Here is an 18,598-nt window from a genome sequence, read left to right as displayed (position 1 = left end):
CGCTCCCCCGCTCCGTCAGTCCAGACCGGGGCGGGCCGCGAACTCTGGGCGCGACATTCTTCCCAGTTCGACTTCTTGGTTCGATTACCTCTTAGTCCGATTCCAGAGTGACCGGGACATCGACCTCGCGGCCGTCGCGAATCAGGCGCACCGTCACGGTCTGCCCGATCTCGTGCGACTGCACCGCAACCGTCAGTTCCTCCGGACCCGACACATCGCGGTCGCCGACCTTCACGATCACGTCGCCCTCCACGATGCCCGCCTTGGCCGCCGGGCTACCGGCCTGCACATCGGCCACCGCCGCGCCGCTCATCACATCATTGGCGACGATCTTGGTCTTGGCACTCACACCCAGTCGCGGGTGGTGCACCGAACCGTCCCGGATCAGCGCCTGCGAGATCCGCTTGACCTGATCCACCGGAATCGCGAAGCCCAGGCCCACCGAACCGCCGCTCTCGGACTTGATCGCCGAGTTGATGCCGATCAGCCGGCCCTGCATATCCACCAGCGCGCCGCCGGAGTTGCCGTGATTGATGGCGGCGTCGGTCTGCACGGCGTCCAGGGTGGCATCGGTGTCGGTGCCCTCGCCGCCCACCTTCACCGGCCGGTGCAGCGCCGACACGATGCCGGAGGTGACCGTCTTCTCCAGGCCCAGCGGTGAACCCAGGGCCAGCACGTCATCGCCGACCTGCACGTCATTGGAATTGCCGAGCTGGATCACCGACAGGTTCTTCACATCGACCTTGAGCACCGCCAGGTCCGACTTGGTGTCGCGGCCCACGATCTGGGTCGGCACCCGGGAACCGTCGGAGAACACCACATCCAGCTTGGCCTTGCCCGACTTGTCATTGGCGGCCAGCGAGATCACGTGGTTGTTGGTGACGATGTAGCCGGCCCCGTCGATCACCACGCCCGAGCCCGTGGACCCGGTGTCACCCAGCCACGCCCGGACGGTGACCACCGCGGGCATGACGGCATTGACCACCTTGGTGATCTGGTTGTGCGATTCGCTGACCGCGGGCGCGGACTGCAGCGCCACCTTGCGCGAGGTCAGCGCCGAGGCCGACGAGCCGGTGAACGCCCCCACGAACCCGCCGAGCAATCCGATGACCGCCGCGATGACCGCGAGCAGCGCCAGCGCCTGCCAGGACACCCGGCCACCGAACAGCACCTCCCGCGCACCGAGCTTGGGTCCGGGTGTCAGCGCCTGCGGCCGGGCCTGCGGCACGGCCGGAGTGCCCAGGCGCGCGGCCGAATTCGGGTCCCGCCACGGATCGGCGGGCGCGGCCGGGGCGGTCGTCTCGGTCTGTGCCTCCGGGTCCCGCTGCAGCAGGTCGGTCGAACCCTCCGGACGACCGAACGCCTCCGCCAGCACCGCGTCCGGCGGGCGATTCTGAATCTCGGTTTCCCCCTGCGGCGCCGCCCCCGCGGCACTCGCCGACCGCGCGGCGAACGAGCCGTGCTGACCGTTCGGGCGGCGGAAGGCGCGGGCGGTGTGGGTGTCCACATGTGGCCGCAAGACCGGCCGAGGCCCCAGCACCGGTGCGTCCGACGGCCTCAGGTTCCCCCGATTGGCCGCCGAATCGGAAGCCGCATCCCGCTCGGGCCCCGGGCCCGTGTTCTTCGATTCGGTGGTCACGCTATGGACTCTACTTGCGCCACCATGACGTCCACCGCCTGCTGTCGAACGAATCTTGGCGCAGGCCGAAGGAACTCATGCCGCGCGCCAGCGGACCCCGATCGCGGTCGGCGGGGTCGGGTGTCTGGTGATTGCCGCACTCCTGCAGCAACGCCCGCGGAATCCGGCTCAGCGTGTCGTGCAGGCTCAGCGGCGCGGAGATCTGATCCGAGGACTGCCGCAGCGCGATCCGGGCCTGCTGCTGGGCATCCACCTCGGCCGCGCACTCGCGGCACACGGAAATATGGTGGGCGGCACGCAGGTACGCGTTCATCCGCAACTCGCCGTCCACGTAGGCGGCGATGGCCTCACTGGCCAGATGCTCGGTGGGGGCGAAACGCGGGGGACGACGGTGCGGTCGGTCCTCACCACTCATACGCTGCACACCCTTCCGGACGACTCGAGCTGTTCGGGCGACACCTGCCCACGGGCGTGGTGCCCAGGAAGCCGGGGCGCAGTGCCCGCGGCTCACCCGACGTTTTCGGCGGCGGCGTATCGCCGCTCAATCCCATTATGCTCGAGGTGTTCGCGCAGTGCCTGACGTCCTCGGTGAATGCGGCTGCGCACGGTCCCCAGCTTGACGCCGAGCGTCGCGCCGATCTCCTCGTACGACAGACCCTCGATGTCACAGAGCACGACCGCGGCGCGGAACTCCGGGGCCAGCGAGTCCAGCGCGGACTGCAGATCCGGATCCAGGTTGGCGTCGTGATAGGCCTGCTCGGGACCCGGACCCTCGGAGGGCACCCGGTCGTAGTCCTCCGGCAGCGCCTCCATACGGATGCGGTTGCGGCGGCGGACCATGTCCAGGAACAGGTTCGTGGTGATGCGGTGCAGCCAGCCCTCGAAGGTGCCGGGCTGATAGTTCTGCAGGGACCGGAAGACCCGGATGAAGGTCTCCTGGGTCAGATCCTCGGCGTCCTGCGGATCACCGGTGAGGCGGTAGGCCAGGCGATACACGCGATCGGCGTGCTCGCGGACCAGCTCGTCCCAGGTCGGCATGACGGAGCGATCGCCGGTAGCGTCGAAGGCTGCGGTCCCGGACAGGGCGGCCTCGTCGTCGGCGGGGGACAGGATGAGCTCGCTGTCCAGCGTGATGTCGCTGTCCAGCGGCTTGATCTGCGGGTGCAGAGTGTTGGCGTGTTCACGCGCCGCGTCGACCATGTGGATGGGGTTACCTCCTACTCGGGACCGTGGACCCGATATCGAGGACAACCAATCTGCTGGATCAGCTGTTCCCGATTCCGAGCCTGCGGTCGCTGGCCTGGCGTGAGCAATACTCTGGTCGGTCGTGATGTGGCCGCCGTATGCAGAGGCTGAGGGACACCTGAGAAAAATCGCCACACCGGCCGGTCACCGCCACGCCTTACCGGTGTATCGCCATTAGCCTCTACTTCGTGAGCCAGACTCCCGCGGCACAGAACCTGCAGCGCAACCTCGCCTACGTGGAGGAATCCGTCGCCGAGGACGACATCCTCGTCGGTGCGCGTGAGCGCGCCCTCGAACTCGGCGCGGCCCCGGTCGCGCCGGCGGTCGGCGCGCTGCTCAGCATGTATTCCCAGCTGCTCGGGGCGCGGGCCGTGGTCGAGGTCGGCACCGGGGCCGGGGTGAGCGGGCTGTGGCTGCTGGACGGTATGCGCGAGGACGGCACCCTGACCACCATCGACTCCGAGCCCGAGCATCAGCGCGCGGCCCGCGAGGCGTTCCGGTCGGCCGAGATCGCGCCGGCGCGCACCCGGCTCATCAACGGGCGGGCCCTGGATGTGCTGCCGCGGCTCGCCGATGGGGCCTACGACCTGGTCTTCATCGATGCCGCGCCGCTCGAGCACCCGCAGTATGTGGCGCAGGCGGTGCGGCTGCTGCGGGACGGCGGCGCGATCCTGCTGCACAATGCCCTGCTCGGGGGCCGGGTCCCGGACCCCGCCCAGCGCGACCCGCAGACCATGGCCGTGCGGGCGGCGACCCGGGCGATCGCCGAGGATCCGGACCTGACGAGTGTGCTGATCCCGGTCGGCGACGGGCTGCTCTGCGCTGCGCGCGGGTGAGATTCCGCGCCTCGCGCGGGTGAAAACTCAACGCCCGGTGCGGAACTCGATTCCTCTGTGGCGTTCCGCGCGCCGATAGTCCGCGTAGCAACAACTCTAGCCGGAGAGCTTTCCCTGCGCGGAAAGTCTCCGGTGACGAAGTGCCCCGGCGTCTGGATTTCGTAAATCCTCGCGACTCGAGCCGAAAGGCCCTTGCCGTTCGGTTGAACACACGTTTAAGGTATTAAACATGCGTTCAACCGACGATCTGACAACCCGGGCCCGGATTCGCGACGCCGCGATCACCGTGTTCGGGGAGCAAGGGTTCGGGGTCGGTGTGCGGGCCATCGCGGCTGCGGCGGGAGTCTCTGCCGGGCTGGTCAATCACCATTTCGGGTCCAAGGAAGGGCTGCGGGAGGCGTGCGACGAATGGGTCCGGGAGACGATCCGGGCCGCCAAGATGGAGTACATCGAGAACCCCTCGCCCGGCGGGCTCATGCGCCAGCTGGCCGAGATCGAGGAGTTCGCCCCGGGTATGGCCTACCTGATGCGCAGCTTCCAGGCGGGCGGGTCGCTGATGAAGACCTTCTTCGAGCACATGGTCGAGGACACCGAGCAGTACCTGCGCGCGGGCGTCGCGGGCGGGTCCATCAAGCCGATGCGCGACGTGCGGGCCACCGCGCGTTACGTGGCCACCAACAACGGCGGCGGCATGATGATGTTCCTGCAGCTCTATGCGGCCGAACAGCCGGGTCCCATCGACTTCCGCAAGGCGCTGCGCGAGTACGCCGACCGCATGATGCTGCCCGCGCTGGAGATCTACACCCACGGCATGCTCACCGATTCCACGGCGCTGGACGCACTCACCGCCACTGCGCAATAACCCATCAACGTCGTTTTCCTACAAGGAGATTCGATGAACGTCCCTGCCAATCCCGTGATCGAAATCCGGGATCTCCACAAGCATTTCGGGCGGGTGCGCGCCCTGGACGGCCTCGACCTCGAGGTCGCCGAGGGTGAGGTGCACGGCTTCCTCGGCCCGAACGGGGCCGGCAAGTCCACCACCATCCGCGTCCTGCTGGGAATTCTGACCCGCACCTCCGGCGAGGCCGTGGTGCTGGGGCGGGACCCGTGGACCGACGCGGTGTCGCTGCATCGCGAAATGGCGTATGTGCCAGGCGATGTCACGTTGTGGCCGTCGCTGTCGGGCGGCGAGACCATCGACCTGCTGGCGCGCATGCGCGGCGGTGTCGACCAGCAGCGCCGTGCCGAGCTCATCCAGCGGTTCGAGCTGGATCCGAGCAAGAAGGCGCGCACCTATTCCAAGGGCAATCGACAGAAAGTCGCTCTGGTGTCGGCCTTTTCGTCGAACGCGCGGCTGCTGCTGCTGGACGAGCCGACCTCCGGCTTGGACCCGCTGATGGAGCAGGTGTTCAACGAGTGCGTGGCCGAGGCGGTAGCGCGCGGCACCACGGTGCTGCTGTCCAGCCACATCCTGTCCGAGGTGGAGAGGCTGTGTGAACGAGTCACCATCATCCGGGCGGGCAAGACCGTCGAAACCGGCACGCTGGCGCAGATGCGGCATCTGTCGCGCACCTCCATCACCGCCGAAATGATCGGCAGCCCCGGGGATCTCAGCCGCATTCCCGGCGTCGAGGACATCACCATCGAGGACAACACCCTGCACTGCCAGGTGGACAGCGAGCACCTCGGCGAGCTCATCCGGGTGCTCGGCGATGCCGGGGTGCGCAGCCTGGTCAGCCAGCCGCCGACGCTGGAAGAACTGTTCCTGCGCCACTATTCGCTCGACGACCGGGCCGCGGCCGACGAGCGCGAACCGGAGAAGGTGTCGAAATGACCGCCGTCACCGCCGCCGCGCCGCACACCTTCGAAACACCGGTATTCGCGGCGGATTTCACCGGGACCGGGAAGCTGCTGCGGCTGTATCTGCGGCGCGACCGGATCGTGTTGCCGCTGTGGATTCTGCTGCTGTCGCTGCCGCTGGGCAGCGTGTACGTCAAGAGTATCCAGAAGCTCTACCACCAGCCCTCCGACTTCCACGATTTCGCCAACGGCGTCCTGTCCAACCCGGCCGAGCTGGCCATGTACGGGCCGATATACAACGACAGCAGCCTGGGTGCGGCGGGCATCTGGAAGGCGGGGATGTTCTACACGCTCATCGCCGTGGCCACCATCCTCACCGTTATCCGGCATACCCGCGCCGACGAGGAGACCGGGCGCACCGAGCTGCTGGCTTCCACCCGGGTCGGGCGATTCGCCGGACTGACCGCCGCGCTGATCGTGGCCTACGGCGGGGCTCTGCTCACCGGATTGATCGGATACGTCAGCATCGCGAGCACGTCCGTGCCGAAGTCGGGATCGTTGGCCTTCGGGCTGGCGCTGGCCGGGTCGGGCATCGTGTTCGCCTCGGTGGCGGCGGTTGCCGCGCAGCTGTCCGCCAGCGCGCGGACCGCGAGGGGTATCGCCTTCGCGGTGCTGGGCGTGACGTTCACGCTGCGGGCCATCGGTGACGTGCGCTCCGCGGCCGGGCCGACCAGCCCGCTCACCTGGATGGCGCCGCAGGGCTGGTCGCTGCAGGTGCGGCCGTTCGCGGGCGACCACTTCGCGGTGCTGGGGCTGCACGCGCTCACCGCGATCGTGTTGACCGTCGTCGCGTATTACCTACTGGCACACCGCGATACCGGTGCGGGCCTGATCGCCGAACGGCCCGGTGCGCTGGTGGCCGGGCCCGCGCTGGCCGGTCCGCTGGGACTGGCGTGGCGGCTGCAGCGCGGGACACTGTTGTCCTGGACGGTCGGACTCGGGTTGTACGGCTTGATGATCGGAAGCGTCACCCACGGCGTCGGCGATCAGCTCGGCAGCAGTCAGACCATCCGAGATCTGATCACCCGCATGGGCGGTTCGGAATCGCTGGAGAAGTCCCTGATCAACTATGCCTTCACCATGGTCGCGGTGGGCGCGGCCGCCTACGCGGTGTCGGCGGCCCTGCGGCTGCACGCCGAGGAGAGCACCGCGCACGCGGAAGCCGTACTCACCGGCGCGGTCGCCCGAACCCGTTGGGTGGCTTCGCATCTGACCTTCGCGCTGCTCGGCCCGGTGTTGGCGCTGGCGGTCTCGGGTCTGCTCGCGGGCCTGATCTATGGTCGCGCCGCGGGCGATGTCGGCGGCAAGGTGGGGTGGACGATGGGGGCCGCGCTGGTGCAGGTGCCCGCGGTATGGACCTTCGTGGGGCTCACCGTCGTGTTGTTCGGCCTGCTGCCGCGCTTCACCACGGTCGCTTGGGGCTTCCTGACCGCCGCGATCGCCGTCTTCCTGCTCGGCTCGCTGGCCGGTGCGCCGCAATGGTTCCGCGATCTCAACCCCTTCGAGCACGCGCCGAAGGTGCCCGGAGAACCGTTCACCGCCACCCCGCTGGTCATTCTGCTCCTGGTGGACGTGGCATTGCTCACGGTGGGGCTGATCGCGTTCCGCCGCCGAGATCTCCACTCCGCCTGAGGGCGAAGCCTCCGCGAACGGCCGTCCCGGGCATCCGGGGCGGCCGTTCGCGCATCCGCGACCATGGCCGTCCGACAGCGAATCCCCAGTTGCCGGTGCGGGTACGGCGATCGGGCGGGGTGGGCGGTGCAGGGGCAGTGCTGAGGTCTGGATTCGGGCGGTGACGCGGTGGTACAGCAGAAGGGGATCGATTTTCGCAAGGAGGTGGGGGATATGTTCGAGGGACTTGCCCTCGGGGTACACCTGCCGGCCGGATGGCTCTGGCCCGCACTGGTTTTCTTCGGCGGCATCATCTGCGTGGCGCTGCTGGTACTGCTACTGGTCAGCGGAGCCCGCTTCGACGACCACGCGTCGCGGTACGTGCCGACCACGACGAACACGTGTGAACCGTTCTGCGGTGCACGTACTCCGGTACCCGGATATCCGAACTGAACGGTCGTATCGAGGTTTCCGGACTGTCGGCGCGGATACTCCACGGGAATAGTTCGACGAGTGGGGGTACCCATGGGGCAGCGGATCCCGGCCGTGGTCGGGTTGTACTTCCGCGAGGCCGGGCAGTGGCGGCGCATCGCCGAATTCCGGCTCGCCGCGGACGGTCGCGCCACCTTCCGGACGGTGGACCCGGTCGAAGGACTGGTCGCCCGCGTCTGGTACCACCAGGGCGTCGACATTCTCGGTGAGAACCGCACCGTGCTGCCCGACGACGGCGCGGCCTTCCTGCGAGCGCTGCTGCAGCCGTTCGGCTTTCGTGACTACTGGTTCCGCGACGACAGTTCGCCGCGCAGCGGGCGCACTCGCACCGGGCACGCGGTCTCGCGTAGCGCGGCCGCGGTGCGCCCGGACGCCTGCGACAAGGACTGCGCGGCAGCGGAGCCGGATTGCCGGTGCGCCGAGGCGGCGGCCGATGTCACGCCGCAGCCGCACGAGGAGCGGGCGCACCGGCCCGCGTCCCGGCCCGCCGCCTGGCGGCTGCTGGACGCGGACGTCCTCCGATTCTGAAGCGCCGCACCGGATCCGCTACAGGCTGTTGGCAAGCAGCGCGTACTGTGCGGCCGCCTTCTTCTGGGCGTCGGAGTCATTGGTCCCGTTCACCACGCCCACGTACTGCTTGTAGCTGACGTAGCAGCGGCTCGGCGTCTTGTCCGAGGTGCGGTGCACGCACTTGACGTCGGGCACCTTGTCCGGCCCGCTGGTCGCGGACTCCTGCAGGTTGCTGATCATGCCGGTCACGAAATCCGTGCTCGCCTTGCCATCTCGCAGACGGATGACGAAATTGCCGTCGGCACTGGACATTTCGTCCGCACCGCCATCGGACACCAGCTTGGTCCAGTAGGCCATGTCGTCGGAGGGCAGGATGAGCCAATTGGCCGGGAACACCGCGAAATTGTCGGGATCGACGGTCTTGTGGTCGCGGTCGGTCACCAGGGTGCGGGCCAGCAGGCGATCGGGATCGACCGGCAGCTGCGAGATCTGGTCGTTCGGGGTCTCCTGGAAGGCGTCCAGCGTCGGGACCTGGGCGTCGAGGGTCTTCTTGGCCCAGGACAGCAGATCCTTCTGATCGGCGCTGGGGCGCAGGATGAACAGCGAGATCACGAAGTCCTTGCGCGCCATGGTCAACCCGATGTTCGGCACGCCCGGCCGCCAGTGCGCGTAGGCGTCCGGATAGTCGGGCAGGGTGAGCTTCTGGTTCACATTCAGCGCGACATTGAAGTCGGCGTCCTCGAGTTCGCGGGCGGCCAGCTTGGCATTGTCGGCGGACGGGAAGCGCAGCACGCGGGTGGTGATGGTGGTGCCGTTCGGATCCGGATTGTCGTTGATGTCCTCGCGGTCCGAGCCGCTGGCCGCGAAACCGGCCACGAAACCGCGGTTGGTCAGCACGCCCTTGACCGCGGAGGACAGGTGGCTGACATTCACCACATCGTCGACCGTGGACAGCACGACGCCGCCGCGGCCGATATTGAGATGCGAGTCGATCTTCGCCGCCGGGGCGACGGCCGCGGTCATGCGGATGCCCTCGAGGGTGTTGCCCTTGCCGCCGTTGTTGCGGTCGTAGGTGTAGCGGTTCACCGGATAGGACCCGGTGTCCAGGGTGCGAACATCCAGCTCTCCGGGAACCGGAGTGCCGGACCTACCGCATCCGGACAGCAGGGCGGTCAAGGCGAGGCAGGTGATGGCGGTGACGACACGTGCCGGACGGCGCATGGTGATCCCTCCCGCGCGGCCCGTCGGCGGCGGCGCTCCATATGCACAGATTTTCGGGCCGGCATCGGCCGGATGTCCACTCTTATCCGTGTCGCCCGTGCCGCCGGGCCGATTGAAACGCCTGGTAGTCAGACCCAGATGCCCTTGCCGACCGTCACCACGCCGCCATTGCTCACCGCGAAACGCTCCCGATCCCGGTCCAGATCCACACCGATGATCTCGCCCTCCGACACCACCACGTTCTTGTCCAGAATGGCGTGCCGCACCACCGCACCCCGGCCGATCCGCGTGCCCGGCATGAGCACACTGCCCTCCACCGTCGCACCGTCCTCCACCAGCACATTCGAGAACAGCACCGAATTGCGCACCGTCGCCGCCGACAGAATGCTGCCCGCACCCACGATCGATTCCTGGGCCAGGCCGCCGCGGCCGAACTTGGCGGGCGGCAGATTCTCGGCCGCGCCGCGAATCGGCCAGTGCTTGTTGTAGAGATCGAAGACCGGATCCACCGACACCAGATCCATGTGCGCCTCGTAGAAGGCGTCGATGGTGCCGACATCGCGCCAGTAACCGCGGCTGCGCTCGGTCGCGCCTGGCACCACATTGGTGGAGAAGTCGTAGACCGCGGCCGCGCCCGAGCGCACCAGGCCCGGAATGATGTCGCCGCCCATGTCGTGGTCGGAGTCGTTGTCGTCGGCGTCGGCGCGAATGGCGTCCACCAGCACCTTGGTGCTGAACACGTAGTTGCCCATGGAGGCGAAGGTGACATTCGGATCGTCGGGGGTGCCCGGCGGATGCACCGGCTTCTCCAGAAAGCCGATGATGCGGCCGGATTCGTCGGAATCGATGCAGCCGAAGGCACTCGCCGTACTGCGCGGCACCCGGATGCCCGCCACCGTCACGCCCGCACCGGAGTCGATGTGCGCCTGCACCATCTGCTCCGGATCCATCCGGTACACGTGGTCCGCGCCGAAGACCACGATGTACTCCGGGTCCTCGTCGTAGATCAGGTTCAGTGACTGCATGATCGCGTCCGCGCTGCCGGTGTACCAGCGCGGGCCCAGCCGCTGCTGGGCCGGTACCGGGGTGATGTATTCCCCGCCGAAGCCCGACAGCCGCCAGGTCTGGGAGATGTGCCGGTCCAGCGAATGCGACTTGTACTGCGTCAGTACGCAAATGCGCAGGTAACCCGCATTCACCAGATTCGACAGCACGAAGTCGATGAGCCGGTACGCGCCGCCGAAGGGAACCGCGGGCTTGGCGCGGTCCTTGGTGAGCGGAAAGAGTCGCTTGCCCTCGCCACCGGCGAGCACGATCCCGAGTACGTGCGGCTGGCTCCTCACACTCCTGAAACTACCGGTTGCGCCCGAACACGGAATGTCCAGCTGGTGCCGTGTTCATCGCGATCTCGCGTGCCCCGTCGATTGGTTAGCCCGCGAGCTAACGTTTAGTTTGGACCGGTGAGTTACCGCGCGGACGGAGCTCGCGGACTGCGAGTGGCCTTGATGACCCGCGAATACCCGCCGGAGGTGTACGGCGGGGCGGGGGTGCACGTCACCGAACTTGTGCCGCGGTTGCGGCGGCTGTGCGATGTCACCGTGCACTGCATGGGGGTCGCGCGTGCGGATGCCGTGGTGCACCAACCGGATCCGATGCTCTACGCGGCGAATTCCGCGTTGCAGATGATGTCCGCGCAGCTGCGCATGGCCGACGCCGCGAGCTCCGCCGACGTGGTGCATTCGCACACTTGGTACACCGGGCTCGCGGGGCATCTGGCCGGGGAGCTGTACGGGATTCCGCACGTACTGACCGCGCATTCACTGGAGCCGCGGCGGCCGTGGAAGGCCGAGCAACTCGGCGGGGGCTACCGGCTGTCCTCGTGGTCGGAACACAATGCCATGGCCCATGCCGACGCCGTCATCGCGGTGAGCGCGGGCATGCGCGCCGATGTGCTCGCCGCCTACCCCGACATCGATCCCGCCAAAGTCCATGTGGTGCACAACGGCATCGACGCCGACGTCTGGCATCCGGGCGGTCCCGCGTCCGGCTCACGGGACGTGCTCACCGAACTCGGCGTGTCGCGAGGGCGGCCCATCGCGGCGTTCGTCGGGCGCATCACCCGGCAGAAGGGCGTGTCGCATCTGCTGGCCGCGGCCCGGCATCTGGATCCGGACATTCAGCTGGTGCTGCTGGCCGGGGCCGCCGACACGCCCGCGATGGAGGCCGAGGTGGCGGCGTCGGTGCACGCGCTGCGGGCCGACCGTGACGGCGTGTTCTGGATCAAGGAGATGCTGCCCACCGAGCTGGTGCGGCAGGTGCTCGCGGCCGCAACGGTTTTCGTGTGCCCGTCGGTGTACGAGCCGCTGGGCATCGTGAATCTGGAGGCCATGGCCTGCGGGACCGCGGTGGTGGCCTCGGATGTGGGCGGGATTCCGGAGGTGGTGGTGCCCGGGGAGACCGGGCGGCTGGTCCACTACGACGAGACCGCGCCCCGGGACTACGAGCGCGGCCTGGCCCGCGCCGTGAACACCGTTGCGGCGGACCCGGTCACGGCCGCCGGGATGGGTGCGGCCGGCCGCGACCGGGCGATCGGCGCCTTCGACTGGAACCGGATCGCCGCGCGCACCGCGCACATCTACGACCTGGTCCGCAAGGGATAGCCGGGCGCCGGTTCAGGCGGTCAAGGGAAACCGCATGAACACATCGGCCCGGTCATAGGGACTGGGCGGCAGCTCAGAGGGCGGCACGTGCACGAAACCCACGGCCTCGTACAGGTGCACGGCACTGGCCAGCCGGGCATTGCTGGCCAGGAAGAACTCCGTCGCGCCCAGATCGCGCACGCGCTCGATGGCGGTGGCCAGCACCACCCGGCCGATGCCACGGCCCCGGAAGCGCGGCGACACGGCCATTTTCGACAGTTCGAACACGCCCGGCTCCTCCTGGACCAGGGCGACGCAGCCGACGGCCTCGCCGTCCAGCCGGGCGATCAGCACCTCGCCGCCGTGATCGACGATGGCCTGCGGATCGTCGAGGGTGGCCAGGTCGGCGGGCTCGACCGAGAAGATGGTCTCGATCCACTCCAGGTTCAGGTCCTTGAAGGCGCGGGCGTCGTCGGGCGAGGACATCGGCGCGACCACGATCGAATCGAGTTCCGGGGCGCGGGCTTCCGTCTGCTGAGTCACCAGGAAAGCATGTCGGACGTCGAACCATAACGTCCAATACTTGATAGCTGCGATCGATATGATCGGCTTATGAACTCCGGTGTGGAGCTGCGGCACCTGCGCTACTTCCTGGCGGTCGCCGAGGAACTGCACTTCGGGCGGGCCGCTGCTCGCCTGCACATCGCCCAGCCCGCCCTCACCCAGCAGATCCAGCGCCTGGAAACCCTGCTCGGAACCCGGCTCTTCGACCGGACTTCGCGCACCGTCGCGCTCACCGCCGCGGGAATAGTGCTGCGCGAGCGGGCCGGCGCCCTGCTCGGTCATGCCGAACGCGACCTGGCCGAGGTCACCCGCATCGGCCAGGGCAGCCAGGGCACGCTCTACCTGGGCTTCGTCCCCTCGGTGTTGCCGCTCGAACCGCTGCGCGGGGTCCGCGAATTCCGCGAACGCTTCCCGCTCGTACGGGTCGACCTGGTCGAAGGATTCACCAGCCATCTGATGGAGCGCCTCGCCAACGGCACCCTCGACATGGCCATCGTCCGTGACCCCGACGAGCAACCTGGCACCGTCACCGTCCCGCTCATGACCGAGCCGTTCGTGGCGATCCTCCCCGCCGACCACCCCGACGCCGGACGTGCCACTCTCACCGGTGCCGAACTCGCCGAGAACCCGCTGGTCTTCTTCCCGCGCGCCGCAGGCGGACTCGCCTACGAGAAGAACCTCGCACCGCTCCTGGAATCCGGCCGCCGCCCCCGCATCGTCCAGGAGGCCACCAACTGGACCATCATCCTCTACCTGGTCGCCGCGGGTCTCGGCGTCACCATCGCCCCACACAGCGCCACCTTCACCGCCCCCGACTCGGTTCGCATCATCCCCCTCGCCGAAACCGACGCGGCCACAACGATTTACATCGCCACCCGGGCGGACGACACCCGCCCCCTGGTCCGCAACCTCCTCGATCTGCTCCCGAACCGCCCGAAACCTCCGGAACCGCCCGGGCTCAGCGCGGGCGATACACCGAGATCGTGACCGACGCGGTCACCGGCATCGGATCAGGCAGGGCCGCAATCTGTTCCGTGCGCCCCTCGACCGCATGAAACGCCGACGGCCCCATGGCCGCCACGTTCGCCACGTCCTCGTGCGAGAGCTCCATGGTGTACTCGACCGCATCGTGTCGCACCAGCTCGAACCGCTCCCCGAGCGATTCGGCGAGCCGATCCGCCTTGGCCGCATCCACACTCACCATCCCGAGCGGCTCGATCAGCTCACCCAGGTGCCGCGAGGTCGGCGTCACCACCACGAACCGCCCCTCTTCTCCCAGCACCCGCGCTACCTCGTCCGCATTGCGCGGCGCGAACACCGACACCACCGCCCCCATCACGCCATCCCGCACCGGCAGCCCCCGCCAGGCATCCGCCAGCACCGCCCCGCCTCGCGCATGCGCCCGAGCCGCCCGCCGCACCGCCGCCTTCGACACATCCAGTGCGACTCCCCGGGCCCCCGGCACGGCATCCAACACGGCCGCCAGGTAATACCCGGTGCCCGCCCCGATCTCGAGCAGTGCCGGGCCGCGGCCTGCGGACAGGAGGGTGGTGGCGAGTCGTGCCGCGGAGGCCGAAGTGACGGACATTCCGGGTGCGAGGGTTCCGGGGCGGAGGCGTCGATGCCGGGTCGGCGTGACTTTGACGGGTCTGCCCGGACTGTGGGAGCTCGCAGGGTCTGCGGTGCCGTCGTGTTGCTGGGCTGCGGGGTGTGTGGGTGAGGTGGCAGCCGTGGGGGAGTCCGCTCCGAATACTGCTGCGTCGGAACCAGTTACGGGGTCGGAGGCGGTGTCGCGGTGGGGGAGGGCTGCTGCGACGGTCTCGGCCAGGGCGGCGGCGATGGGGGCGAAATGGCCTGCGGCCTGAAAGGCGGTGCGGGCGTCGAGCATGGCCGGGGTGTCGCCGGTCATCTTGGTGGACGCACCGGTGAGGAGGCTGACGTAGCCCTGCTTGGCCAGGTCGAAGCTGTGGCCGTGCGGGCAGCGCAAGGTCCGGGCAGGCGGGTCGCCGGCCCCGGGGTCGGCGATGGGAGCCGCGAGGGGCAGGCCGCACTGTGGGCAGGCCAGCAGGTCGGCGCAGGCCAGGAGCCGTTCCGCGGGGGAGGGCTCGGCAGTGCCGACTATGGGGGGATATGAGCTGTTGTTCACCGTGGTACCGGTAAGCCTGGGAGCCCCCGGGATTCTCGAGGGGGTTCGGGGGCGAAGCCCCTGAGAGTCCCGGGAGTTGGGCTCACCGGCACCGGCGAGTCGATCGATCAGCTGGTGACTTTGACGAGTTCGTCACCGAGCGCCGCGGCTTCATCCGGCGTGAGCTCGACGACCAGACGCCCGCCACCCTCGAGTGGAACCCGCATGACGATTCCACGCCCTTCCTTGGTTGCCTCGAGGGGACCGTCCCCGGTGCGGGGCTTCATGGCCGCCATCCTCTGCTCCCTCCAGATCTGCGCGGTCTGCTGCGCACTTTCATGGAACTCCAGTTGTCACCAACCAGGCAGCCCGCCGGCATGTGGCGGGCTACACCATGCCCATTCTTCCCTATCGCGGATCGGGGCGGGTACCTGAGTTCCAAAAACCGACCGTTGTGGCGTTCAGCGAGTACCGACATTCACCCAGCAATCGGCGATGTGATCGTCTACCATCCCCGTCGCCTGCATGAGTGCATACGCGGTCGTCGGTCCCACGAATTTGAACCCGCGCCGCTTGAGTTCTTTTGCGAGAGCGGTGCTTTCGGCTGTGACAGCAGGCACATCGGAGATGCGCCGCGGGCGCTTGTGCGGGGCCGGGGCATAGGACCAGAGCAGGGCGTCCAGGCTCTCGCCGAGGTCGCGGGCAACCCGCGCATTGTGGACGCTCGCCAGTATTTTGGCCCGATTGCGGACAATGCTCGGATCCGCCATGAGGCGTTCGACATCGGCATCCCCGAACCCCGCCACCCGTTCGATCGCGAAGCCCTCGAATGCGGTCCGGAAGGCGGGCCGCTTCCGCAAAATCGTGATCCACGCCAACCCCGACTGAAACGCCTCGAGGCACATTCGTTCGAATAGCGCGTCATCGCCGTGCAGCGGGCGTCCCCACTCCTGATCGTGGTAATCCCGATAAAGCTGGGACCCCTCCGCCCATCCGCACCGGATCAGTCCGTCGGCGCTCACGTCCGCGGTCACCGCGCGCCCGGCTCTTCGCCGTGTTCCGCCGGTTCGGCCGGGAGCACCTTGGGGGCTGCGGGCTCCGTGCCCGGCTCGGCGGCCGGCTCCGCCGCGGCCTCTGCTCCGGTCACCCGGGCGAGTTCGCCCTCGAGTTCGTCGATGCGAGCGGCGAGCCGGGTCAGGGCCCAGTCCACCTCGCCCGCCTTGTACCCCCGGAACACCTGCTGGAAGCGCAGCGCCCGCACATCGCAGCCGCTGATCCCCGCCGCGGGCAGCACGGTGACGGTCGTCCCCTCCGGCAGCGGCCCGAGCTCCTCCGACCGCCCGAAGATCGCACTGGCCACCAGGAACAGCAGCGCGGCGACCAATCCGACGATCAGCACGTACAGCAGCATCGTGAGCATGCCCCGAGCTTAGGGCCAGCCCGCAGCGCAGTCCGCCCGTACCCCTGGCGGAAACGCGCCCTCGAATTCCGCACTCCCCCAAAGGGAGAACAGAGTCGGGGAGCTCTCGGCGCGGGATTCGGGCGAATTCCGCGCCGAGAGCTCCCGGATCGTGATTGCTACAGGTGGCGGGTGGTGTCGATGGAGAGGGACATGCCGGCCAGGCCGCGTCGGCGGACGGACAGCTTGTCGGCGATGTCGAGCAGGGCCTTGCCCGACGGGCTCTCCGGGGCACGCAGCACGATGGGGGTGCCCTCGTCGCCGGCCTCACGCAGCTGTTGCTCGATCGGGATCTGGCCCAGCAGCGGGACATTCGCGCCGATGGCGCGGGTCAGGTTGTCGGCCACGGTCTGGCCGCCGCCGGCGCCGTAGAGCTCCATGCGGGTGCCGTCGGGCAGATCGAGCCAGGACATGTTCTCGATGACACCGGCGATGCGCTGGCGGGTCTGCAGGGCGATGGAGCCCGCGCGCTCGGCGACCTCGGCGGCGGCCACCTGCGGGGTCGTCACGACCAGGATCTCCGCGTTCGGAATGAGCTGGGCCAGCGAGATGGCCACGTCGCCGGTGCCGGGCGGCAGGTCCAGCAGCAGGATGTCGAGGTCACCCCAGAAGACGTCGGCCAGGAACTGCTGCAGCGCGCGGTGCAGCATCGGGCCGCGCCACACCACGGGCGTGTTGCCCTGGGTGAACATGGAGATCGAGATGACCTTCACGTCGTGCGCGATGGGCGGCAGGATCATGCGCTCGACCTGGGTGGGTCGCTGCTCGGTGCCGAGCATGCGGGGCACGCTGTGGCCGTAGATGTCGGCGTCGAGCACGCCCACCGAGAGGCCCTTGGCGGCCATGGCGGCGGCGAGATTGACGGTGACCGAGGACTTTCCGACACCGCCCTTGCCGGAGGCGACCGCGTAGACGCGGGTGAGCGAGCCGGGCTGGGCGAAGGGGATGATGGGTTCCGCGGCGTCACCGCGCAGCTTGCGGCGCAGTTCGGTGCGCTGCTCGTCGCTCATGACGTCCAGCTCGACCGTGATGGCGCCCACCCCGGCCACGTCGGCGACGGCCTTCGTGACCCGTTCCTGGATGGCGGATTTCATCGGGCAGGCCGATGTCGTCAGGTAGATCACAACGTGGACACCGCTATCCGCGCCGACCTCGACGCTCTTCACCATGCCCAGCTCGGTGATCGGCTTCCGGATCTCCGGGTCGATCACCTTCGCGAGCGCGACCCGCACATCCGATTCCATAATCACTGGCATGCGCCCAAGTCTAGGAGCGCCGTCGGCCGTGTTGTTTTCGCCCTCCGCTTATACCCGGGGCGGGTGTGTGGGGCGTGGTCGGATGCGTGGGTGGCCTGGTCTAGATGCGAGGCAGCGCGGCGGCCGCCGGGGAGATCCCCGAGCCGTACGCGGTCTCCCACGCCATGACGTTCGCGACGTAGGCCATGGAGTTGTTGTAGCGCAGGATGGCCCGGGTCTGCTGGCCCGGATCACGCATGTCGAGACCGCCCGAGCAGAGGTACTTGCCGGCGGTGAGCGCGGCGTCGTACATGTTCTGCGGATCGGCGATACCGTCGCCATTGCCGTCGGCCGCGTACTTGCGCCAGGTCTCGGGCAGGAACTGCATGGGGCCCACGGCGCGGCGGTAGCTGCCGGACAAGCCGTCCAGGTCGCCGCCGTCGGAGGTCGCGACCACGTTGTTCCCGGCCAGCCTGCCGTCGAGGATCGGGCCGTAGACGGATTCGAGCGGATAGCCGTTGTCGTCGACTTTGCCGTAGCCGTGGGTGGATTCGACCCGGCCGATGCCGGCCAGCAGGTTCCACGGCATATTGCAGGTCGGATTCTCCACGGCCAGAATGCGTTCCGCGTTCTCGTAGGCGTCCTGCGCGACGCCCGGCATGCCGAGCGGCCCGGCGGGGCGCGCCGACGGCACCCGGCCGTCCGGCTGCGCGACGGACTTCACCTCCGGAGGGCCAACGGGCACAACCTGTTTGGCCTCGTGCAGCAGCGGTTCCGGTGCGGCGGCCGGTATTACGGCTGCCTCGGGTTCGGGTAGTTGTTCCTCGCTGTCGTTCGACAGCTGGTGCTGGACGGTAGCCGCGAGCTTGTCGGCGATGTTCCCATCGCCGGCTCCGGTAACTGTGGCCAGTCCGGCGGGCACGAGCCCGGTCAATGCGATGACCGATCCACGGCGAACTTTCGGGACCGGGGGTTTGCGGTGACGACCCACTGTGTGGTGACCCTCCATTGCCATCGGTTGATACCGGGGTGATGCAACGAAGGCCACGTTACCTTATCCGAGACCTTCCTGTTACCCCTTCGTGACCAACTTTCAGGATTTGAAGGAAACGCAAGTCAGACGCGAGTTCCGGAGCGCCGCGCCGGAACTCGCGAATCA

General features: G+C 68.4%; 20 protein-coding genes. 8 read left to right on the top strand and 12 right to left on the bottom strand.

Features of this window, described 5'->3' with window-relative positions; translation table 11 throughout:
* Positions 1–91 precede the first annotated feature (91 nt).
* The 3 genes from ACQP1O_RS36675 to sigE form a co-directional block, all read right to left on the bottom strand.
* Positions 92–1,639, bottom strand: a complete 1,548-nt coding sequence (locus ACQP1O_RS36675; RefSeq protein ID WP_433562917.1) for a S1C family serine protease — start codon at positions 1,637–1,639, stop codon at positions 92–94.
* Between the two features lie 10 nt (positions 1,640–1,649).
* A complete protein-coding gene (locus tag ACQP1O_RS36670) occupies positions 1,650–2,054 on the bottom strand; it encodes a hypothetical protein (RefSeq protein WP_354833623.1) in 405 nt (134 codons plus the stop codon).
* 92 nt (positions 2,055–2,146) lie between these two features.
* A complete protein-coding gene (gene sigE, locus ACQP1O_RS36665) occupies positions 2,147–2,839 on the bottom strand; it encodes an RNA polymerase sigma factor SigE (protein ID WP_433562916.1) in 693 nt (230 codons plus the stop codon).
* A gap of 233 nt (positions 2,840–3,072) precedes the next feature.
* Between sigE and ACQP1O_RS36660 the strand changes: the two genes are divergently transcribed.
* The 6 genes from ACQP1O_RS36660 to ACQP1O_RS36635 all read left to right on the top strand — a co-directional run bounded on the left by ACQP1O_RS36660 (position 3,073) and on the right by ACQP1O_RS36635 (position 8,214).
* Positions 3,073–3,720 (top strand): O-methyltransferase, encoded by a 648-nt coding sequence (locus ACQP1O_RS36660; RefSeq protein WP_379379867.1) that lies wholly within the window; start codon positions 3,073–3,075, stop codon positions 3,718–3,720.
* A gap of 229 nt (positions 3,721–3,949) precedes the next feature.
* Positions 3,950–4,582 (top strand): TetR family transcriptional regulator, encoded by a 633-nt coding sequence (locus ACQP1O_RS36655; protein WP_433562915.1) that lies wholly within the window; start codon positions 3,950–3,952, stop codon positions 4,580–4,582.
* 33 nt (positions 4,583–4,615) lie between these two features.
* Complete coding sequence (locus tag ACQP1O_RS36650) at positions 4,616–5,557, top strand: ABC transporter ATP-binding protein (protein ID WP_433562914.1); 942 nt, start codon at positions 4,616–4,618, stop codon at positions 5,555–5,557.
* Positions 5,554–7,215, top strand: coding sequence for an ABC transporter permease (locus tag ACQP1O_RS36645; RefSeq protein WP_433562913.1), 1,662 nt, complete (start codon positions 5,554–5,556; stop codon positions 7,213–7,215). Before ACQP1O_RS36650 ends, ACQP1O_RS36645 begins: the two co-directional genes overlap by 4 nt.
* Before the next feature lie 213 nt (positions 7,216–7,428).
* A complete protein-coding gene (locus ACQP1O_RS36640; protein ID WP_433562912.1) occupies positions 7,429–7,647 on the top strand; it encodes a hypothetical protein in 219 nt (72 codons plus the stop codon).
* A 60-nt stretch (positions 7,648–7,707) separates the two neighbouring features.
* A complete protein-coding gene (locus ACQP1O_RS36635; RefSeq protein WP_433562911.1) occupies positions 7,708–8,214 on the top strand; it encodes a hypothetical protein in 507 nt (168 codons plus the stop codon).
* A gap of 18 nt (positions 8,215–8,232) precedes the next feature.
* On the opposite strand, the gene ACQP1O_RS36630 is transcribed toward ACQP1O_RS36635, so the two are convergent.
* Together ACQP1O_RS36630 and glgC are read right to left on the bottom strand one after the other, a co-directional pair.
* Entirely contained in the window at positions 8,233–9,417 is a 1,185-nt protein-coding gene (locus ACQP1O_RS36630; protein ID WP_433562910.1) for a DUF7373 family lipoprotein, read from the bottom strand.
* A 128-nt stretch (positions 9,418–9,545) separates the two neighbouring features.
* On the bottom strand, positions 9,546–10,760 hold the full coding sequence (gene glgC / locus ACQP1O_RS36625) for a glucose-1-phosphate adenylyltransferase (RefSeq protein ID WP_433562909.1): 1,215 nt from the start codon (positions 10,758–10,760) through the stop codon (positions 9,546–9,548).
* Between the two features lie 147 nt (positions 10,761–10,907).
* Between glgC and glgA the strand changes: the two genes are divergently transcribed.
* On the top strand, positions 10,908–12,077 hold the full coding sequence (gene glgA / locus ACQP1O_RS36620) for a glycogen synthase (RefSeq protein WP_433567910.1): 1,170 nt from the start codon (positions 10,908–10,910) through the stop codon (positions 12,075–12,077).
* A 12-nt stretch (positions 12,078–12,089) separates the two neighbouring features.
* Here glgA and ACQP1O_RS36615 read toward each other — a convergent pair whose 3' ends face one another.
* Positions 12,090–12,599: a GNAT family N-acetyltransferase gene (locus ACQP1O_RS36615; protein WP_433562908.1), complete on the bottom strand. Its 510-nt coding sequence runs from the start codon at positions 12,597–12,599 to the stop codon at positions 12,090–12,092.
* A 69-nt stretch (positions 12,600–12,668) separates the two neighbouring features.
* Here ACQP1O_RS36615 and ACQP1O_RS36610 point away from each other — a divergent pair, with 69 nt between their 5' ends.
* Positions 12,669–13,607, top strand: a complete 939-nt coding sequence (locus tag ACQP1O_RS36610; RefSeq protein WP_433562907.1) for a LysR family transcriptional regulator — start codon at positions 12,669–12,671, stop codon at positions 13,605–13,607.
* On the opposite strand, the gene ACQP1O_RS36605 is transcribed toward ACQP1O_RS36610, so the two are convergent.
* The 6 genes from ACQP1O_RS36605 to ACQP1O_RS36580 all read right to left on the bottom strand — a co-directional run bounded on the left by ACQP1O_RS36605 (position 13,579) and on the right by ACQP1O_RS36580 (position 18,430).
* Positions 13,579–14,766, bottom strand: coding sequence for a putative RNA methyltransferase (locus ACQP1O_RS36605; protein ID WP_433562906.1), 1,188 nt, complete (start codon positions 14,764–14,766; stop codon positions 13,579–13,581). The genes ACQP1O_RS36610 and ACQP1O_RS36605 overlap by 29 nt on opposite strands.
* Positions 14,767–14,873: 107 nt before the next feature.
* Positions 14,874–15,041: a DUF3117 domain-containing protein gene (locus tag ACQP1O_RS36600; RefSeq protein WP_083869218.1), complete on the bottom strand. Its 168-nt coding sequence runs from the start codon at positions 15,039–15,041 to the stop codon at positions 14,874–14,876.
* 165 nt (positions 15,042–15,206) lie between these two features.
* Positions 15,207–15,779: a DNA-3-methyladenine glycosylase I gene (locus ACQP1O_RS36595; RefSeq protein ID WP_433562905.1), complete on the bottom strand. Its 573-nt coding sequence runs from the start codon at positions 15,777–15,779 to the stop codon at positions 15,207–15,209.
* Positions 15,776–16,165, bottom strand: a complete 390-nt coding sequence (locus ACQP1O_RS36590) for a DivIVA domain-containing protein (protein ID WP_433562904.1) — start codon at positions 16,163–16,165, stop codon at positions 15,776–15,778. The genes ACQP1O_RS36595 and ACQP1O_RS36590 overlap by 4 nt, the downstream gene beginning before the upstream one ends.
* A 158-nt stretch (positions 16,166–16,323) precedes the next feature.
* On the bottom strand, positions 16,324–17,460 hold the full coding sequence (locus ACQP1O_RS36585; RefSeq protein WP_433562903.1) for an Mrp/NBP35 family ATP-binding protein: 1,137 nt from the start codon (positions 17,458–17,460) through the stop codon (positions 16,324–16,326).
* Between the two features lie 100 nt (positions 17,461–17,560).
* The gene (locus ACQP1O_RS36580) at positions 17,561–18,430 is read right to left on the bottom strand and encodes a lytic transglycosylase domain-containing protein (RefSeq protein ID WP_433562902.1); all 870 of its coding nucleotides are present in this window, start codon (positions 18,428–18,430) and stop codon (positions 17,561–17,563) included.
* Positions 18,431–18,598: the final 168 nt, after the last annotated feature.

Source organism: Nocardia sp. CA-151230 (genome assembly GCF_050942175.1).
Lineage (GTDB): Bacteria > Actinomycetota > Actinomycetes > Mycobacteriales > Mycobacteriaceae > Nocardia.
Note: the sequence above shows the minus strand (reverse complement) of the source record. Positions and strands in the feature narration are given on the sequence as shown.